The sequence below is a fragment of the Micromonospora chaiyaphumensis genome (assembly GCF_900091435.1).
GTDB lineage: Bacteria > Actinomycetota > Actinomycetes > Mycobacteriales > Micromonosporaceae > Micromonospora > Micromonospora chaiyaphumensis.
In genome coordinates this window covers 150754-168068 of record NZ_FMCS01000003.1, presented here as the reverse complement: position 1 = coordinate 168068, position 17315 = coordinate 150754, and the positions used below count along the sequence as shown (strand labels likewise).

Below are 17315 nucleotides of genomic sequence, written 5' to 3'. Positions count from 1 at the left end.
ACCGTGCGCTGGTGGCGAAAAACTACCAGTCGAGCGGCCGCGGCACGTACGTCGTGGTCGGCGCAACGGGCAAGACGGGCCGCGAGGTCGAGCGGCACCTCACCAGCTACGGCCAGACCACGACGCCCACGTCGCTTCGGGACTGGGCACGCGTCACACTGGCCGGTGATCCCCAGTGAGCAGGCTCATCGTCCAGATGCAGACGTCCGCCGACGGCTACGTCGAAGCGGCCGACCCGGCGGTGCGGTGGCCGGTCTGGGACTGGGGGCAGCACTGGCCGTGGGACGACGAGCTCAAGCGGGACTTCAACGACACGCTTCGCGCGGTCGACCGGATCCTCCTCAGCCGTAAATTGGCCGAGGAGGGCTACATCGATCACTGGGCGCGGAGCGCGGCGGACCATCCCGACGAGCCCGACTACGCCTTCGCCCGGAAAGTCGGCGAGGCGGAGAAGATCGTGTTCTCCACCGCCGAAGGTCTCCGACTCCCGTGGCCGCGCACCCGACTGGCAGGCGGCGGGCTCGCCGAGACCATCGCGCGTCTCAAGGCGGAGCCGGGCGGCGACATGATCGCCTTCGGCGGCACAGGATTCGCCGCCGCTCTCGCCGCCGCGGGCGTTGTCGACGAGTACCAGTTCTACGTCAACCCGACAGCAGTGGGCCGCGGGCAGTCGCTGTTCCGGTCCGTCGCCGGTGGCCTCCGGCTCACACTTGTCCGCTCCAAGTCGTACGCGTGCGGCATCGTCGTCAACACGTACACACCGGCGGAGACAGCCCAGCCTGTGCACCCAGGCATGCGCTGATGCCAACTCCAGGAAGGACTGCGGCTCGGCAGCCACGGCCCGAACAGCGACTCGTACGTCTCATCAGTTTCGACGGTGAGGAGGAAACCAGGGGCGGCTCCCGCCGCCACATCACTACAGGTCACCGGACTCCCGTCAGCGGAAACGTCAGGCGGCCCCACCACACGGTGGTCCGAACAGAAATCAGGCTGGACAGTGTCGGATCTGCCGGATGCCGTTCGTAGCGTATGCAGAGACGGACGTCAGGTCCGGGGACGATCAGAGGGAGCGGACATGCCTGAGTACCTCATCTACTTCAATCAGCAGTGGGTGGGTGACCACACCGAGGAGTGGTTCCGCGGGCGCGGTCCACTCGCCAGGGCGGTTGTCGATGAGATCAAGGCCGCCGGGGCCTTCGTCTTCGCCGGGGGCCTGGAGGAAGAGGACGGCCCGGTCTTCAACGCAGACGCGACAAGCGGTGCGGTGGTCTTCACCGACGGGCCCTATGTCGAGAGCAAGGAGTTCCTGGGTGGCCTGACCATCGTGGACGTGCCGGACGAGGCGACCGCCCGGATGTGGGCCGGCAAAATCGCGGAGGCATGCGGCTGGCCGCAGGAGGTTCGCCGGTTCAAGCCGCGGCGCGTCTTGCAGGGATGAAATCGTCACTCATCGGCTGAGGCTTGAGCCGAGGCGTGGCCGGCACCGGGGCGACGTCGCTGCTGCGGTATCGGCAAGGACTCGACCAGGCACGGGGGCGGCCAGAAAAGTGCCGCCCCCGGGAGCCGGCCGACGAAGCAGCTGCTCCAGCGTCTCCCCGGTGCAGGGCAGCAGGCCGGCGTCGACCCGAGGTGACGTGATCGTCCACGGCCAGGCCCAGCAGGCGGTCGCTCTCGATGGCGATGGTCCGGTAGCCGTCCTGCTCGACGAGTTGCCGGAAGAGATCGTTGCGCAGGTCGAGCAGGACCACCTCGCCGTGGGTGGGCTCACCGAGGGCGAGCACCCGCGGCCGGTGCGGGAGCAGGGTGCGGACGGGGGCGGCGTCGACGGCCTGGGTGAGGTCTTCGAGGTCAGTCGTTCCTTGAACGGTATCGTCGAACCGTCGGTGCAGACTTTTCCGCGAACTCGGGCAGAGCGGTGGCACGGAACCTTCAACACGGGGTACGGCTGAGGCCGGTCGACCTGGCGCGCGGGCACGGCCTGTCCACGCAGGCGGTCCGGAACTACGAGGCGGCCGGCATCCTTCCCGACGCCGCCCGCACCGAGAGCGGCTACCGCACCTACACCCCGCTGCACGCGCGGGCCCTCGACGCGTTCCTCGCTCTTGTCCCCGGGCACGGCCACCAGACGGCCACGGCGATCATGCGGGCGGTCAACCGGGACGCCACCGAGGACGCGCTCCGGCTCATCGACGAGAGCCACGCCCAGCTTCTCGACGACCGCCGCACCCTCCAAGCCGTCGAGGCCGCACCCCGCGACCTCGGTCCCGTGCCCCAGGAACGCGGCGACACGTTCGTCGGGCCCCTCGCGCGACGGCTCGGGCTCCGCCCGGCCACCCTCCGCAAGTGGGAACGCGCCGGCGTGGTCCAGCCGCGCCGCGACCCGCACACGGGCTACCGGGTCTACAGCGCGGCCGACGTTCGCGACGCCCGGCTGGCCCACCAGCTCAGACGGGGCGGCTACCTGCTGGAGCAGATCGCCCCGCTGATCGCCCAGGTCCGCGCCGCCGGAGGCGTCGCACCCCTCGAATCGATGCTCGGCGACTGGCGAGCCCGCCTCTCGGCCCGCAGCCGCGCCATGCTCACCGGCGCCGCCGCGCTCGACGCCTACCTCACGTGCCGGCAGGCCCCGCGCGAGGACACGCCCTAGACGTATCCTTCGCGCCACGAACCAGAGCCCCATGCCGGATCGGAGTTTGCCCCGCTACGCCTCGGGCAATCGCGCGTCACGACGCGCCGGGAAGCGTCGATCTAGAGCCAGGGGGCGTACGGGGCATGCGGGGCAGCATCGCGGCGGAGCCGAAGGTGACCGGCGGCGAGTCAGCGGGGCTGGCCGACGTGGTCTGGGACAACGCGCGACGGAAACCGGACACCGTGCAGTTTCTGCGCCCGGACCCGGACATCCGGTCGTGGCCCGCCCAGCAGTCCGGCGCACACGGCCCGGAGGCGGTGACCTGCCGCCAGTTCCGCGACGACGTCCTGGCGCTGGCGCGCGGGCTCATCGCGGCAGGGGTCGCGCCAGGGGACCGGGTGGCGTTGATGAGCCGTACCCGCTACGAGTGGACCCTTGTCGACTATGCGGTGTGGACGATCGGCGCGGTGACCGTTCCGGTGTACGACACCTCGAGTGCCGACCAGCTGGCCTGGATCCTGGCCGACTCCGGCGCGGTGGCATGCGTGGTGGAGACACCCGATCACGCCGCGATGCTGTCCGGCGTGCGGGACAGGCTGCCCGGGCTGCGGCAGGCGTGGCAGATCGACGCCGGCGACCTCATACAGGTGGCGGGCCGGGGCCGGGCCGTCGACGACGAGCAGGTGGAAGCCCGGCGTGGCGCGGTGTCGGGCGGGGACGTGGCGACGATCGTCTACACCAGCGGAACGACCGGCCGGCCGAAGGGTTGCGTGCTGACGCACCGCAACATCGGCCTCGACGTCGGCAACGCGGTCGCGGCCCTGCCGGAGTTGTTCCACGAGCGGGCGTCGACCGTGCTCTTCCTGCCGTTGGCGCACGCCTTCGCCCGGATGATCCAGGTGGGGATGGTGCACACCCGGGCGACGATGGTGCACAGCGCCAGCATGAGCGGCGTGATGGACCAGCTCCGTCGATACCGGCCCACGTTCGTCCTCGCGGTGCCGCGAGTGTTCGAGAGGATGTACAACCGGGCGCAGCAGAAGGCCATCAGCAACCACCAGGGTCGGCTCTTCGCCCTCGCGGACCGCGTCGGGGTGCGGTACAGCCGGGCACTCGACCGCCCGTCCGGACCCGGCCCGCTGCTCCGGCTGGCACGGCAGGTCTTCGACCTGCTCGTGTACCGGAAGTTGCGGGCGGCGCTCGGCGGACGGTGCCGCGTCGCGATCGTCGGGGGCGCCCCCCTCGGTGAACGGCTCGGACATTTCTTCCGCGGGGCCGGCCTGACGGCGCTGGAGGGATACGGGCTGACCGAGACCTCCCCGGCGTTGGCGGCCAACCGGCCCTCGGCGATGCGGATCGGCACGGTCGGCCGGCCGTTACCGGGCGTGGAGCTGGCGATCGCCGACGACGGGGAGATCCTCGCGCGCGGCGAGATCGTCTTCCAGGGCTACTGGAACAACCCGTCCGCCACCCGCGCGGCGTTCACCGCCGACGGCTGGTTCCGCACCGGCGACCTCGGCAGCCTCGACGAGGACGGCTACCTGCGTATCACGGGACGCACCAAGGAGATCCTCGTGACCGCCGCCGGCAAGCACATCGTGCCCGCGCCGATGGAGGATCAGGTACGCGCGGACCCGCTGGTCAGCCACTGCATGCTCGTCGGCGACGCCAAGCCGTACGCCGCCGCTCTGATCACCATCGACCCGCAGGCCTGGTCGCGGTGGCGAACCGCTCACGGTCACCCGCGCGCGTCGGTGGCGGAACTGCGCGACGACCCCGCCCTGCGCGGCGACATCCAGGCCGCGGTCGACCGGGTGAACCGCTCGGTCTCCAAGGCCGAGGCGATCAAGACCTTCCGCATCCTGCCCGACGACTTCACCGAGGCCAACGGTGAGCTCACCCCCACCCTGAAGATCAGGCGGGAGGCCGTGCAGCGGCAGCGCGCCGCCGACATCGACGCCCTCTACGCGGGTCACTAGTGCGCTGCCGCGTACGTTCACCGAGCCGGTCAGGCGGCTGAGAAGGCGCTCATGCCGTCTCTCCTCGCGTCGTTCCGGCCAATGGGGCGTCGGGGCAAGCGGGCGGTCGGAGAGCGTGTACGTGCACCGACCAGGCGAGCGGAAGTGCGGCCAGGACCACTGCCTGGATCGCGAGCAACGCCGCTGTGATGCCCCAGCGGTCTGCCACCAGGCCGGCTCCCACAGCGACGAGCCCGTACAGCACGCTGCCGAGCAGCGACCCGAGCGACCCCATCGTCGCGCGTTCCCGATCGGTGAACTCGCGCTGCAGCAACGTCTGCTGGGCGATTGTCGACATGCCGTAGGCCGGTGACCCGAGCAGCACGGGCGAAAGTACCGTCGGCTTGACCAGCGCCACGAAGTTCGCCAGGTTGTCGAACAACTCACCGAACAGCAGAGTGCGGGCCGCACCCACTCGGCCGATCACCCAGCCACTGACGCGGAAACCGACGAAGGCCACGCCATGGCCGACAGTGCGCCACACGCCCAGCGCCCAGAGCGGCCACAGCCCTGCCACGAAGACAGGCGACAACTGAGCCGCGCTTTCGCTGCTGTAACGAAGCGCCGACACCAGAGTCATCCGGCGGAGCACCGGATGACGGCGGATGCCGCGCAGGGCCGATCCGAGATGCACCAGCACGTTCGATTCCAGCGGGCCGTGCACCCGCGGTTCCCGGACCCGCAAGGCGACGAGCACGCACAGCACCTGCGGTACGACCGACAGCACAACCACCGCACGCAGCGACCACGCGCCGGCGACCACGCCACCCAGGGCTGCCGCCAGCGCGAGCGCGAGCTGGAACATCGAGTTCACCCGGCCCGAGTGCCGGGGAAACTCCGCCTCGCGGTCGGCTCCCAGCAGAGTGTCGTACAGAAGCGCGTCGTTGTTGCCGCTCCACAGTGCGGCCGCCAATCCCTCCAGCACAACAGCTGCGAGGAGGAGGCCATAGCCGGAAGCTCCGGCGTACCCGAGGTGGGCGGCCACCATGACGACGGCACCGGCGATCATCGTGCCGCGACGCCCGAGCCGGTCGGACAGCACGCCGGTGGGGACTTCGAACGCCGCGGAGGACAGCTTTTTCAGCGCCAGCAGGCTTGCGGCGGCCGAGTACGAGCCGGTGACCTGCGCAAAGTAGATGACCATGATTGGCCCGTACATGCGGAAGTCGCCGAGGAAGTTGAACCAGCCCAGCAGGCGGACGTTGTGGCTGACGGTCTCGTCAGCAAGGTCTGGAGCAGCCGGAGCTGACCTGAGCCGTCGAGCTGTCCTGCCGAACGGGAAAGCGGTCAGTCGCTGGAGTAAGAGAAGGATCCGGTGGATCGAGGAACGACGAGCGGACACAGCAGAGCTCCCGGAAAGGCGGACGGATGCGCCGAAGAGCGCCAAGGGCCGGTGACAGGTGTCACCTCGCCCCGGCGACCGGGATGTGGGCTGGGTTCGCTACACGAGCGGCGCTACAAGCCTGCGACTGCGGTCGCCAAGGGGCGAATGGAAGCTCCAGCCGATGACGTGGACATCAGTGCTCCTCAACTCCCAGGCGGACGATCCGCAACAGCTCACACTCTAGCGACTGAAGATCTACATGTCCGTCGATTTACTGGCCTGCATCAGCCGGCTCCGCCTGGATGGTGCTCGCCCTGGCCCTTGTTCATCCACGCCCGCCGGCCGGACACTGGTCATCGCCCGTACCGTCCACAGTCATCGACCCGTCCGGGTCGCACCCGCCCACTGCGCGAGGAAGCCATGACCGCAGAGGTCCGCCCCAGCGAGAGTCAAGGCCCGAAGCCCGCCGCCGGCGGGCCGGCCGGCCTGCCCGTCGAGCTCAACGGCATCAACGTGATCGCGGAGGAGGAACGCAAAGGCCGACCCCGCGATCTGTTCTGGCCATGGTGCGCCGCCAACATCGCCGTCCTGGGTATCAGCTACGGCTCCTTCTTCCTCGGCTTCGGCGTCTCCTTCTGGCAGGCGACGTTCGCCGGGGTGCTCGGGACCGTCGTGTCGTTCCTGCTCGTCGGCTTCGTGTCGCTGGCCGGCAAGCGCGGCTCGGCGCCCACGATGATCCTCAGCCGGGCCCCGTTCGGCGTACGCGGCAACGCGTTGCCGGCGGCCATCAGCTACGTCCTGCTCGTGGGCTGGGAGACCGTGCTCTGCGCCCTGGCCACGCTCGCCACGGCGACCGTCTTCGACCGACTGGGCTGGGGCAGCGGCAACCTCACCAAGGTTGTCGCGTTCCTCGTCGTGGCCATGATCGTCGTGCTCGCCGGGGTCCTCGGCTTCGACGCGATCATGCGCCTGCAGGGCATCATCACCGTCGCCACCGCCGTCCTGACCGTCGGCTACCTCGCACTGACCGCCGACCACATCTCCTGGGCCGCGGTGTCGTCGGTGCCGAGCGGGTCCGTCGAGGCGTTCGTCGGCACTCTCATCTTCGCGATGACCGGCTTCGGCCTCGGCTGGGTCAACTCCGGCGCCGACTATGCCCGCTACCTGCCGCGCGGCGCGTCGAGCCGAGGTGTCGTCGGCTGGACCACGTTCGGGGCGAGCGTGGCGCCCGTGGTCCTGGTGGTCTACGGCCTGCTGCTCGCCGCCTCCGACGAGCAGCTCAGCAGCGCGATCGCCGCCGACCCCATCGGTGCCCTGACGGCGCTCGTCCCTACCTGGTATCTCGTACCGTTCGCGATCGTCGCCATCCTCGGCCTCATCGGCGGCGCGGTCCTGGACATCTACTCGTCGGGCCTGGCGCTGCTCACCCTCGGACTGCGGGTGCCGAGGTGGGTGGCGGCGAGCATCGACGGTGTCCTGATGATCCTCGGCACCATCTACGTCGTCTGGATCGCCAACAGCTTCATCGGTCCCTTCCAGGGCTTCCTCATCACCCTCGGCGTGCCGATCGCCGGCTGGTGCGGCGTGTTCCTCGCGGACCTCGCGCTGCGCCGGCAGGCGTACACGGAGGCGGACCTCTACCGGCCCGAAGGCCGATACGGCTCGATCGGCGCGGCGGCGGTCGGACTCGTCGTCGCCGGTACCGCCGTCGGTTGGGGCCTGGTGACCAACAGCTTGGCGTCGTGGTTGTCCTGGCAGGGCTACCTGCTGTCGGCAGCGGGCCTCGGCGGCAGGACCGGGGACTGGGCATTCGCGAACCTCGGGGTGGCGGCGTCCTTCGCCATCGGCTTCCTCGGCTACCTGCTGCTCGGTCGGCGTCGCGTCCGCGACCAGGAACGCACCGACTGATCCGGGCAGTCCCGGCATAATGCCAGCTGTCCCAGGAACCCTGAAAGGATGGGCGATGAAGCTCGGGCTGCACTACTGGAATTTCTCCACGCCCGCCGACCCGTCCGAGACGGCCGGGGCGCTGGCGGAGACCGCCCGGATCGCGGAGCAGGCCGGGATCGCCGCTTTCACGGTCATGGACCACTACTTCCAGATGGAGTTCACGACGTCGGCCGAGGAGCCGATGCTCGAGGCCTACACCACCCTGGGCTACCTGGCGGCGAAGACCGAGCGGATGTCACTCGGCGTCCTCGTCACCGGGGTGATGTACCGCTATCCGGGCCTGCTCGCCAAGATCGTCACCACGCTCGACGTGCTCTCCGGTGGGCGGGCCCGGCTCGGCATCGGCGCCTCCTGGTACGACCGTGAGCAGCGCGGCCTCGGCGTGCCGGTCGTCCCGGTCGGCGAGCGCTTCGAGCGGCTCGAGGAGACGTTGCAGATCTGCCTGCAGATGTGGAGCGACAACAACGGCCGGTTCGACGGCAGGCACTACCAGTTGGCCGAGACGCTGAATGTGCCGGCGCCCATCAGCCGGCCGCACCCCCCGATCATGATCGGTGGCGGCGGCGAGAAGAAGACGCTCCGGCTCGTGGCCCGCTACGCCGACGCCTGCAACGTGTTCGGCAACAGCCCGGCGGAGGTCGCGCGCAAGCTCGACGTGCTGCGGGAACACTGCGCCGCCGAGGGCCGGGACTACCGCAGCATCGACAAGACGGTGCTGGTCACGCGACCGCCCCTGGCCGACGTCGACGGGTTCGTGGCCGAGGTGGCCGAGTACGCGGCGCTCGGCGTCACCGAGGTGCAGACAATGCCCGACCGCCACCCGGTGGAGTTCGCGCAGGAACTGGCCGAGCAGCGGGTCGCGGCGCGACTCGCCGAACTCGCCTGATCCACTACCGGCTCGGCCGCCGGTGAACCCTAGGACAGGCGGCCGGGGCCTCGCGCGACCCGGAAGCGCAGGTGGGTCACGGTTCCGGTGACCGGCTTTCCTTCCGCGATCAGCTCGGCACGCTCACCGGCGAACATGGGTGTTCCCGCGCCCAGCAGGAGTGGAACCAGGTGGATGCGTACCTCGTCGAGCAGGTTCGCCCGGAGCACCTGGCGGGCGACATCGGCCCCGAGCACCAGGACGTCCTTGTGTCCGGCGGCCTGCTTGGCGCGGCGCACCGCAGCCTGCATCCCGTCGAAGGCGAACGTTCCGCCGTTGTCACCGGCCAGGTCCTGCCTCGCCCGGTGGGTCACCACGAAGCTGGGGACACCGGGCCACGGGGTACCGCCCCACGGGCCGAGGCCGAGATCGAAGGTGCGTCGCCCGATGACCGTTGCTCCGACGGCCGCGTCCACTTCTCGGCGCACCGCGGCGTCGACCTCGCCCCCGGGCCCCTGCTCGGCCATCCATGCGTGCAGGCGTTCGCCGCCGTCGCCCATCGGCTCCGCCTCGCGGACGTTCGGCCCGGCCGTGAACCCGTCCAGGGACATCGACACGTCCAGCACGACCTTGCCCATCGCTGACCTCCGCCACACTCGCAGCACCGCCGTCCGGCGCCGTCAGGAGGTAGTCGGAGCCGACCCGGCGGTCCCGACATGGGCTCTCGAAATGAGGGTTTCTCATGCGGCGAGGGGCACGGCGACGGCTCAGGCTGGGCCGTCGCCGCGCTCCCCCGTCAGTCGCGCGCCCAGCGGCCGACGACCGCCGCCGCGCCGCCACCCCGGCGAACGGGCTCGGCAGCGGCGACCAGCCGGCCGTCCGCGAGGAACTCGATACCGGTCGCCGCGCCGATCTCCGCGGTGGGCGAGAAGGCGTGGCCCGGCGGGAGGCCGGTGGCGTACCCGGTGATGAAGGCCGGCTCCGCCTGGGTGCTGGCGCCGTTGCGCTGCGACGCCCGCGGCGCGGCGAGGGCCTCCGACAGCGGCATGCCCCGGTCGATCCGGTTGACCAGCATCTGCAGGACGGTGGTGATGATCGTTGCGCCGCCGGGCGAGCCGACGGCCAGGAACGGCCGGCCGTCGGCCAGCACGATCGTGGGTGCCATGGAGCTGCGCGGGCGTTTGCCCGGCCCCGGAAGGTTCGGGTCGGTCGCGGCGCCCTGGGTCGGCGCGAAGTTGAAGTCGGTCAGCTCGTTGTTGAGCAGGAATCCCCGGCCGGGCACGACCATGCCGTTGCCGCCGGTCGCCTCGATGGTCAGCGTGTATTCGACGACGTTGCCCCACCGGTCGGCCACGGTCAGGTTGGTGGTGCCGGTGCGGTCGTCGCGGACGTCGGCGGCCGCCGCCGCCGAGCAGCCGCCGTAGGCGCCGTCGGGGACGCCGGGCGCGACCGGCTTGGGCAGCGCCGCCGACGGGTCGATCAGGCAGGCCCGCTCCTTGGCGTACGCGTCGCTGAGCAGTTCCCGGAGCACGTCCCGCGGGGTGTGGTCGCCGACGTACCGGTTGCGGTCGGCGAACGACAGCGCGCTGGCCTCCAGGTAGCGGTGCATCGCCTGGGTCGCGGTCATGGACCGCAGGTCGAACTGCTCCAGGATGTTGAGGGCCTCCCCCACAGCGGTGCCGCCGCTGGACGGGGTGGCCATGCCGTACACCTCGAGGCCCCGGTAGTCCGAGCGGGTCGGCTCGGGGAAGCGGGTGCGGTACGCGGCGAGGTCGGCGGCGGTCATGCGGGCCGGGCGGATCGGGTACAGCCACGAGCCGACCGGCTCCGCCGCCACCGGCGGGTGCTGCACGGTCGCGACCACATCGCGGCCGACCTCGCCGTGGTAGAAGGCGTCGGTGCCCCGCTTGGCGATCAGCCGGTACGTGTCGGCAAGGTCGGGGTTGCGGAAGGTGCTGCCGACCGCCGGCGGCTGCCCGCCGGGCAGGTACAGCGCGCTGGTCGAGCTGAACTGGCCGAACGCCGCCTGGTTCCCGGCGACCTGACCGGCGAAGGTCTCGTCAACGGGAAAGCCCTCCTCGGCAACCCGCGCGGCGGGCCTGAGCAGCTGCGCGAGCGACCGGGTGCCCCAGCGGTCCAGCGCGTCCTGCCAGGTGAGCAGGGTGCCCGGGACGCCGACCGACAGCCCGCTGATCCGGGCCTCGTCGAACTGGTACGGCTTCCCGGTGGCCGGGTCGATGAAGGTGGTCTCGTGCATCGAGGCCGGTCCGGCCTCGCGGCCGTCGATGGTGTGCACCCGCCGGCTCTTCGCGTCGTAGAAGACGAAGAAGCCTCCACCGCCGATGCCGGCCGAGAAGGGTTCGGTGACGCCGAGGGTCGCCGCGGCGGCGACCGCAGCGTCGACCGCGTTGCCGCCGCGCCGCAGCACGTCCAGGCCGACGGCCGTGGCCGTGGCGTCCACCGTGGACACCGCTCCCCCGTAGCCGACGGCCACCGGCTCCTTCGGTGGCCCGGCCGGCTTCGCCTGGGCGGGCATGGCGGTCCCGGCCACGAGCGTGGCCAGGGCGATGGTCGCGGTGACGAGGGCCCGAGGTCTCATGCGGCCTCCCAGATCGACATGAGTGAACCTCCTGCCTACTCCACCGATCGAGGGCGGGCAACCCGAGGGTTGACGGCTGGTCCGCCTGCGGCCTACGGTCCTTTAAACCATCGGGTTGAAAGGACGGGGCCGGATGACCACGGATGCGCTGTCCCGGACCTTCGCCGCCCTCGCGGATCCGACCCGCCGCGACATGGTGGCCCGGCTCTCCGAGGGCGACGCGACCGTCAGCCAGCTGGCCGAGCCGTACCGGATGACGCTGCAGGCGGTCTACAAGCACCTGCGGGTGCTCGAGGACGCCGGGCTGGTCAGCCGGCCGAGCGGGCCGCAGCCCCGGCCGGTGCGCCTGGAGGCCGAGGCCTTCGACCTGATGGACACCTGGATCGAGCGCCACCGGAGCCGCGTCGAGCAGCGCTACCGCCGCCTCGACGCCGTCCTGGCGGAGATGGAAGGAGACGGACATGGAGAGGATCACGGAAACCGCGATCGAAGCCGATCCGAGGCTGCCGGTCATCCGGATGACTCGTGACTTCGCGGCACGGCCCGAGCAGCTGTTCCGCGCCCACACCGATCCCGTGTTGTTCGCCAGGTGGGTGGGTCCCGACGACATGGCCACCCGGATCGACCACTGGGACGCGTCCACCGGCGGCAGCTGGCGGTACGTCTCGGCGCGTGACGGCACGGAATACTGGTTCCGCGGCTGCTTCCACGACGTACGGCCGGACCGCATCGTGCAGACCTTCACGTTCGAGGGCGAGCCCGACGGGGTCGCGCTGGAGACGCTGTGGTTCGAGGACCTCGGCGACGGCCGTACGCGGCTGCGCACCCAGTCGCTGGTCGACAGCTTCGAAGGCCGCGACGCGTGGCTGCGCACCGGCATGGAGGTCGGTGTCAACGAGGGCTACGCGAAGCTGGAAGGGATGATCATCGATGGCGCTGTCTGACCGTCCGGCCGAGCGGCACCGACAGGTTGCCGGGCTGTTCACGGACCGGGTCCGGGGCACCCGGTCGTGGGACGTGCCGTCCCCGGTCGCCGGCTGGACCGCCCGCGACGTGGTGCGCCACCTCACCGAATGGTTCCCCGGATTTCTCGCCTCCGGCGCCGGCATCGACCTGCCCCCGGGGCCGTCCGTGAACGACGACCCGGTCGCCGCCTGGCAGGCGCACGCCGATGCCGTGCAGGCGGTGCTGGACGATCCGGAGACCGCGCACCGGCACCTCACCAACCCGCACATCGGCAGCCTGCCGCTGGCGGAGGCGATCGACCGGTTCTACACCACCGACGTGTTCATGCACACCTGGGATCTCGCCCGGGCCACCGGCCAGGACGACGCGCTGGACCCGGAGCTCTGCGCTCAGCTCCTCGGCGGGATGGAGCAGATGGAGGAGATCATCCGCTCGTCCGGCCAGTACGGCCCACGGGTGGCGGTGCCCGAGGACGCGGACGCCCAGACCAAGCTGCTGGGTTTCATCGGCCGGGATCCGTTCTGGTCGAGGCCGTGAACCGAGCCCCGGCCGGCGGTCGTCAGGACCGCCGCACCGTCGTCCGGTCCCGCAACCAGTGCTCGAAGTCGGCGGCGACGATGCGCTCAAGGCGACGTGATGGCGCCAGGCTGTGGGCTTCCGGGACGGCTACCGGCCGAGAACGTCCACGGCGAGTTCCCGGACCACCGACTCGTCCACGTCGACGCCGAGCCCCGGACCGGTCGGCACGCGTGCGACACCGTCCTTGATCTCGACCGTCGCCCCGGTGGCGTAGGAGGAGGTGAGGAACTGCCGCCCGTTGAGGTCGACCGGCGTGTCGATGCCGTACGCGGCGAACAGGTGCAGCGACGCGGCCAGGCCCAGGTCGGAGTCGGTGAGCCCGGAGCCCATGAGCCGGACGCCGGAGTCCTCGGCCAGGGCGCAGAGCCGCCGCGACAGCGTCAGCCCGCCGCTGCGCTGCACCTTGGCGATGGCGACGTCCACCGCGTTGAGCTTCACGAAGGTCGCCAGATCGCTCGGATGGCGCAGGCTCTCGTCGAGCGCGACGGGGATCGGAGAGGTCTCCCGCAACCGGCGCTGCCCGGCGACGTCGTTGGCGGGCAGCGGCTGCTCGAACGCGGTGACGTCGTAGTCGGCCAGCCGGCGGGCCATCCGCAGCGCGCCGTCGACGGTGTAGCCCTGGTTGGCGTCCACCCAGAGCGCGGCGTCGGGCGCGGCCTCGCGGACGGCCCGCACCACGGTGGCGTCCTCGGCTTCGCTGTGCAGGCCGACCTTCACCTTGAACGCCCGGTAGCCCAGGGCGCTGCCCTCGGCGACGGCGTCGGCCACCTCGCCGGCGGTCTGCCCGGCGACGATCCAGCCGAGCTCGATGGTGTCCCGGCGGCGCTGTCCCCACAGCATTCCGACCGGTACGCCCAGGGCGCGGCCGAGCAGGTCGTGCAGGGCCACGTCGACCGCGCTCTTGGCCAGGGGCGAGCCGATGGTGAAGCCGCGGTTGATCGCGCGGTCGAAGGCGGTGGTGACGCCGTCGAGGTCCCAGGCGGGACGGCCGAGGATGGCCGGGGCGAGGTAGCGGTCGATGGTGGTGACGATCGATTCGGCGGTCTCGTAGGTCCAGGCCGGGATGGGGGTGGCCTCGCCCCAGCCGGTGACGCCGCCGGCGGTGACCTTGACCAGCACGCGGATGCTCGGGGTGCCGGCGACGGCGACCGAGCCGCCGGAGACGCCGAACGAGCGGACGGTGGGCAGCGCGACGGCGTAGGTGTCGACCGCCTCGATGGTCAGGCCGGCGAGCGGGGTCACGAGCCCACCTTCGCGGTGCTGCCGCGCAGGACCACTTCGCCGCCCATCCGCAGGAGCCGCCGGCGCCGCCCGTTGTTCTCGGTGAGCGCGAGCTCCATGGCCTTCTCACCGAGGGTCTGCAGCGGCAGCGCCACGGTGGTGAGCGGCGGGGTGAGGTCGCGGACGATGGGGATGTCGTCGAACCCGGCGACGGAGATGTCGTTCGGGACGGACAGGCCCTGGTCGCGCAGCGCCGCGCAGGCGCCGATGGCCATGACGTCGGTCAGGGCGAAGACGCAGGTGGCCGTCGAGCCCCGGGTCAGCAGCTCGGTCATGGCGCCGTAGCCGCCGTCGCGGGTGAAGGGCGCCTCGACGATGTCGGCCGGGGCGAGCGCCACGCCGGCCTTGGCCAGTTCCTCGCGGAAGCCGCCGAGCCGGTCGGCGACCGTGGTGAGCGCCGGCGGTCCGGAGAGGACGGCGAAGCGGCGGTGGCCGAGGTCGAGCAGGGCGCGGGCCATGGCGGCGGCGCCGGCCCGGTTCTCCGGCAGCACGCTGTCGACCTTCAGGCTGCGGTGGCGGCTGACCACGGCGACCCGGCCGCCACCGTCCAGGTAGGGCTTCAGCTCGGCCTCCAGGGCCCGTTCCCACCGGGCGTCCTCGAAGCCGGAACCGATCAGCAGGATGGCCGGGGCGCGCTCGGCGCGCAGCATCGACACGTACGCGATCTCGCGCTCCGGGTCGCGGAAGGTGCTGGCCAGCATGACGAGCAGGTCGTTGGCGCCGGCGACCCGCATGACCCCGCCCGCGATGGCGGCGAAGTAGGGGTCGGTGACGTCGTGGCAGATGACGCCGACGGTGCGGTGCGAGGCGCCGGCGAGCGCTCTGGCGTGGGCGTTGGGCGTGTAGGCGAGCTTCTCGGCGGCGGCGAGGACCCGGTCGCGCAGTTGCGGGGTGACGCGCATGCCGTTGAGCGCCCGGGAGGCCGTGGCCAGCGAGACGTCGGCGGCCTTGGCCACGTCTTCCAAGGTCACGTGCGCCCGTGGCTGCATCGGTTTTCCCCCTGCGGAAGTTCTTGACCGGATTATTTCGGCGTGGTTACCGTAGCACCCTGAAAGCGCTTACTGAAAGCGCATTCAGGGCCGGTTCCCCGTCCTCACCGGGGTCGCCCGGCCCTGCCGACGGCACGCGCCTACCCAGCGGCTGAGTACCCGGAAACCGCCGGCCAGCCAGGGAGAACGGAGGGTCATGGCCGCGCAGAGCACCATCGAGCAACCGGAGCGCACCACCGCTCCCGCCGGCGCCACCGCGTCGGCCACCCGCCGCCCCGGCGGGGCGGGCACCGGCCTGCTCCGGTTCGCCCGGAACACCTGGCGCCCCGCCGCGGTCCTCGTGGCCATCCTTCTCGTCTGGTGGGTGGTCACCGCCGCGGAACTGGTGAAGCCCTACCTGGTCCCCTCGCCCGGCACGACGCTGGACGTGGTCCTCGCCCAGCCGGGCTACTTCACCCACCACACCTGGATCACCACCTACGAGACGGTGCTGGGCTTCGCCATCGCCATCCTGGTCGGCGTGCTCTCGGCCGTGGTCATGGTCTACTCGCCCACCGTCGAGAAGAGCCTCTACCCGCTGCTGCTGTTCGCCCAGGTCATCCCCAAGATCGCGATCGCGCCGCTGTTCATCGTGTGGCTCGGCTTCGGGCTCTCGCCCAAGGTCGTCGTCGCGGTCCTGATGGCCTTCTTCCCCATCGTCATCTCCACGGTCACCGGCCTGAAGTCGATCGACCCGGAGATGCTGCAACTGTCCGCGACCATGGGCGCGGGCCCGGCCCAGACGTTCCGGAAGATCCGGTTCCCCGCCGCCCTGCCGCACCTGTTCGCCGGCCTGAAGGTCGCCGCCACCATGGCCGTCACCGGCGCCGTCGTCGGTGAGTTCGTCGGCGCCAACGAGGGCCTCGGCTACGTGATCCTGCAGGCCAACGGCAACCTCGACACCCCGACCCTGTTCGCCGGGCTGATCATCATGTCGCTGCTCGGCGTGATCCTCTTCGTCGTCGTCGAACTGCTGGAGTACCTCGTCATGCCCTGGCACGCCAGCCGCCGCACCGACGCCGCCACCACAACGATGTGAACAGGAGAACCTTCGGATGAAGTTGCGTACTCTCGCCGTCGCGCTCGTGCCGGCACTCCTTCTGGCCGCCACCGCCTGCGGCTCGTCCTCCGACGAGCAGGAGAAGAACGCCCAGGGCCTGGACAAGGTGACCCTGACCCTCAACTGGTACCCGTACGGCGAGCACGCGCCGTTCTACTACGGCAAGAAGAAGGAGATCTTCGCCAAGCACGGCATCGACCTGACCATCCAGGCCGGCCAGGGCTCGCAGAAGACCGTGCAGGCCACGGCTGCCGGGCAGACCGACTTCGGCTGGGCCGACACCCCGGCGCTGCTCTCGGCCGTCGGCCAGGGGATGGACGTCAAGAGCGTCGGCGTCTTCCTGCAGACCACCCCGTCGTCGGTGCAGTTCTTCAGCGACAAGAACATCGCCTCCCCCGCCGACCTCAAGGGCAAGACCATCGCCTCCACGGCCGGCGACGCGCTGAGCAAGACCTTCCCGGCGTTCCTCAAGGCCAACGGCCTGGCCGCCGGCGACGTGACCCTGCAGAACACCGACCCGGCCGGCAAGATGGCCGCCGTCATGTCGGGCAAGACCGACGCGCTGCTCGGCTTCGCCACCGACCAGGGCCCGACCATGCAGGAGAAGGCCGGCAAGCAGGTCTCCTACCTGAAGTTCGCCGAGCACGGCCTGAGCTTCTACAGCAACGGCCTGATCGCCTCCAGCGACACCATCAAGAACAAGCAGGACCTGGTCAAGCGGATGGTCGCGGCCAGCAGCGAGGCGTGGTCCGCCGCCGAGAAGGACGCGGCCGGCGCGGTCGCGGCCATGGCGGGCGCCTCCCAGCAGCTGCCGTCGGAGAAGGTGCTGACCGACCAGTTCAACGCCACCCTGCAGCTGCTGCACACCGACGCCACCAAGGGGCAGGCCCCGGGCGTCAACGACGAGGCCGACTGGCAGAAGACCATCACCGTCTTCGCCGACGCCGGTGTGATCACCAAGGCGGAGTCCCCGTCGGCCTACTGGGACGCGAGCTTCGCTCCGAAGGGTTGATTCT

18 protein-coding genes are annotated in these 17315 nt (G+C 70.9%); 13 read left to right on the top strand and 5 right to left on the bottom strand.

Going from position 1 to position 17315, the window contains the following annotated elements; translation table 11 throughout:
• The first annotated feature begins 11 nt into the window (after nucleotides 1-11).
• The 6 genes from GA0070214_RS31755 to GA0070214_RS10085 all read left to right on the top strand — a co-directional run bounded on the left by GA0070214_RS31755 (nucleotide 12) and on the right by GA0070214_RS10085 (nucleotide 4608).
• Nucleotides 12-179 (top strand): hypothetical protein, encoded by a 168-nt coding sequence (locus tag GA0070214_RS31755; protein ID WP_167364222.1) that lies wholly within the window; start codon nucleotides 12-14, stop codon nucleotides 177-179.
• Complete coding sequence (locus tag GA0070214_RS10105) at nucleotides 176-802, top strand: dihydrofolate reductase family protein (RefSeq protein WP_091261720.1); 627 nt, start codon at nucleotides 176-178, stop codon at nucleotides 800-802. The genes GA0070214_RS31755 and GA0070214_RS10105 overlap by 4 nt, the downstream gene beginning before the upstream one ends.
• 273 nt (nucleotides 803-1075) lie before the next feature.
• Entirely contained in the window at nucleotides 1076-1438 is a 363-nt protein-coding gene (locus GA0070214_RS10100; protein ID WP_091261719.1) for a YciI family protein, read from the top strand.
• Between the two features lie 160 nt (nucleotides 1439-1598).
• Nucleotides 1599-1949 carry a hypothetical protein gene (locus GA0070214_RS32995; RefSeq protein ID WP_167364221.1) on the top strand — a complete coding sequence of 117 codons (351 nt, stop codon included), beginning with the start codon at nucleotides 1599-1601 and terminating at the stop codon, nucleotides 1947-1949.
• Complete coding sequence (locus GA0070214_RS10090; protein WP_091261718.1) at nucleotides 1916-2647, top strand: TioE family transcriptional regulator; 732 nt, start codon at nucleotides 1916-1918, stop codon at nucleotides 2645-2647. Before GA0070214_RS32995 ends, GA0070214_RS10090 begins: the two co-directional genes overlap by 34 nt.
• A gap of 125 nt (nucleotides 2648-2772) precedes the next feature.
• Nucleotides 2773-4608, top strand: a complete 1836-nt coding sequence (locus GA0070214_RS10085; RefSeq protein WP_091261717.1) for an AMP-dependent synthetase/ligase — start codon at nucleotides 2773-2775, stop codon at nucleotides 4606-4608.
• 49 nt (nucleotides 4609-4657) lie between these two features.
• On the opposite strand, the gene GA0070214_RS10080 is transcribed toward GA0070214_RS10085, so the two are convergent.
• Nucleotides 4658-5989 carry an MFS transporter gene (locus tag GA0070214_RS10080; RefSeq protein WP_091261716.1) on the bottom strand — a complete coding sequence of 444 codons (1332 nt, stop codon included), beginning with the start codon at nucleotides 5987-5989 and terminating at the stop codon, nucleotides 4658-4660.
• Between the two features lie 402 nt (nucleotides 5990-6391).
• On the opposite strand from GA0070214_RS10080, the gene GA0070214_RS10075 reads away from it, so the two are divergent.
• Nucleotides 6392-7879 (top strand): purine-cytosine permease family protein, encoded by a 1488-nt coding sequence (locus GA0070214_RS10075; RefSeq protein WP_091261715.1) that lies wholly within the window; start codon nucleotides 6392-6394, stop codon nucleotides 7877-7879.
• A gap of 55 nt (nucleotides 7880-7934) precedes the next feature.
• Nucleotides 7935-8807, top strand: coding sequence for an LLM class F420-dependent oxidoreductase (locus tag GA0070214_RS10070; RefSeq protein ID WP_091261714.1), 873 nt, complete (start codon nucleotides 7935-7937; stop codon nucleotides 8805-8807).
• A gap of 29 nt (nucleotides 8808-8836) precedes the next feature.
• On the opposite strand, the gene GA0070214_RS10065 is transcribed toward GA0070214_RS10070, so the two are convergent.
• Together GA0070214_RS10065 and ggt are read right to left on the bottom strand one after the other, a co-directional pair.
• Complete coding sequence (locus GA0070214_RS10065; RefSeq protein WP_091261713.1) at nucleotides 8837-9424, bottom strand: dihydrofolate reductase family protein; 588 nt, start codon at nucleotides 9422-9424, stop codon at nucleotides 8837-8839.
• 158 nt (nucleotides 9425-9582) lie between these two features.
• Nucleotides 9583-11385, bottom strand: coding sequence for a gamma-glutamyltransferase (ggt, locus tag GA0070214_RS10060; protein WP_091261712.1), 1803 nt, complete (start codon nucleotides 11383-11385; stop codon nucleotides 9583-9585).
• A gap of 133 nt (nucleotides 11386-11518) precedes the next feature.
• Here ggt and GA0070214_RS10055 point away from each other — a divergent pair, with 133 nt between their 5' ends.
• The 3 genes from GA0070214_RS10055 to GA0070214_RS10045 are packed head-to-tail and all read left to right on the top strand — an operon-like array spanning nucleotide 11519 to nucleotide 12888.
• Entirely contained in the window at nucleotides 11519-11914 is a 396-nt protein-coding gene (locus GA0070214_RS10055) for an ArsR/SmtB family transcription factor (RefSeq protein ID WP_091261711.1), read from the top strand.
• Nucleotides 11847-12329: an SRPBCC domain-containing protein gene (locus GA0070214_RS10050; protein ID WP_091261710.1), complete on the top strand. Its 483-nt coding sequence runs from the start codon at nucleotides 11847-11849 to the stop codon at nucleotides 12327-12329. The genes GA0070214_RS10055 and GA0070214_RS10050 overlap by 68 nt, the downstream gene beginning before the upstream one ends.
• The gene (locus tag GA0070214_RS10045) at nucleotides 12316-12888 is read left to right on the top strand and encodes a TIGR03086 family metal-binding protein (RefSeq protein WP_091261709.1); all 573 of its coding nucleotides are present in this window, start codon (nucleotides 12316-12318) and stop codon (nucleotides 12886-12888) included. The genes GA0070214_RS10050 and GA0070214_RS10045 overlap by 14 nt, the downstream gene beginning before the upstream one ends.
• A gap of 129 nt (nucleotides 12889-13017) precedes the next feature.
• Here the strand turns inward: GA0070214_RS10045 and GA0070214_RS10040 are convergent, their stop codons facing one another.
• Both GA0070214_RS10040 and GA0070214_RS10035 read right to left on the bottom strand, forming a co-directional pair.
• Entirely contained in the window at nucleotides 13018-14172 is a 1155-nt protein-coding gene (locus GA0070214_RS10040) for a mandelate racemase/muconate lactonizing enzyme family protein (protein ID WP_091261708.1), read from the bottom strand.
• A complete protein-coding gene (locus GA0070214_RS10035; protein ID WP_244167632.1) occupies nucleotides 14169-15182 on the bottom strand; it encodes a LacI family DNA-binding transcriptional regulator in 1014 nt (337 codons plus the stop codon). The genes GA0070214_RS10040 and GA0070214_RS10035 overlap by 4 nt, the downstream gene beginning before the upstream one ends.
• Nucleotides 15183-15396: 214 nt before the next feature.
• On the opposite strand from GA0070214_RS10035, the gene GA0070214_RS10030 reads away from it, so the two are divergent.
• The gene (locus GA0070214_RS10030; protein ID WP_091261706.1) at nucleotides 15397-16278 is read left to right on the top strand and encodes an ABC transporter permease; all 882 of its coding nucleotides are present in this window, start codon (nucleotides 15397-15399) and stop codon (nucleotides 16276-16278) included.
• Between the two features lie 16 nt (nucleotides 16279-16294).
• On the top strand, nucleotides 16295-17311 hold the full coding sequence (locus GA0070214_RS10025) for an ABC transporter substrate-binding protein (RefSeq protein WP_091261705.1): 1017 nt from the start codon (nucleotides 16295-16297) through the stop codon (nucleotides 17309-17311).
• The last annotated feature ends 4 nt before the right edge of the window (nucleotides 17312-17315 follow it).

Bases quoted from the DNA above. Each gene is read 5' to 3' on its own strand.
- GA0070214_RS10100 (WP_091261719.1), top strand. From the start codon at position 1,076: ATGCCTGAGTACCTCATCTACTTCAATCAGCAGTGGGTGGGTGACCAC.
- GA0070214_RS10085 (WP_091261717.1), top strand. From the start codon at position 2,773: ATGCGGGGCAGCATCGCGGCGGAGCCGAAGGTGACCGGCGGCGAGTCA.
- GA0070214_RS10075 (WP_091261715.1), top strand. From the start codon at position 6,392: ATGACCGCAGAGGTCCGCCCCAGCGAGAGTCAAGGCCCGAAGCCCGCC.
- GA0070214_RS10070 (WP_091261714.1), top strand. From the start codon at position 7,935: ATGAAGCTCGGGCTGCACTACTGGAATTTCTCCACGCCCGCCGACCCG.
- GA0070214_RS10065 (WP_091261713.1), bottom strand. From the start codon at position 9,424: ATGGGCAAGGTCGTGCTGGACGTGTCGATGTCCCTGGACGGGTTCACG.
- ggt (WP_091261712.1), bottom strand. From the start codon at position 11,385: ATGAGACCTCGGGCCCTCGTCACCGCGACCATCGCCCTGGCCACGCTC.
- GA0070214_RS10055 (WP_091261711.1), top strand. From the start codon at position 11,519: ATGACCACGGATGCGCTGTCCCGGACCTTCGCCGCCCTCGCGGATCCG.
- GA0070214_RS10050 (WP_091261710.1), top strand. From the start codon at position 11,847: ATGGAGAGGATCACGGAAACCGCGATCGAAGCCGATCCGAGGCTGCCG.
- GA0070214_RS10045 (WP_091261709.1), top strand. From the start codon at position 12,316: ATGGCGCTGTCTGACCGTCCGGCCGAGCGGCACCGACAGGTTGCCGGG.
- GA0070214_RS10030 (WP_091261706.1), top strand. From the start codon at position 15,397: ATGGCCGCGCAGAGCACCATCGAGCAACCGGAGCGCACCACCGCTCCC.
- GA0070214_RS10025 (WP_091261705.1), top strand. From the start codon at position 16,295: ATGAAGTTGCGTACTCTCGCCGTCGCGCTCGTGCCGGCACTCCTTCTG.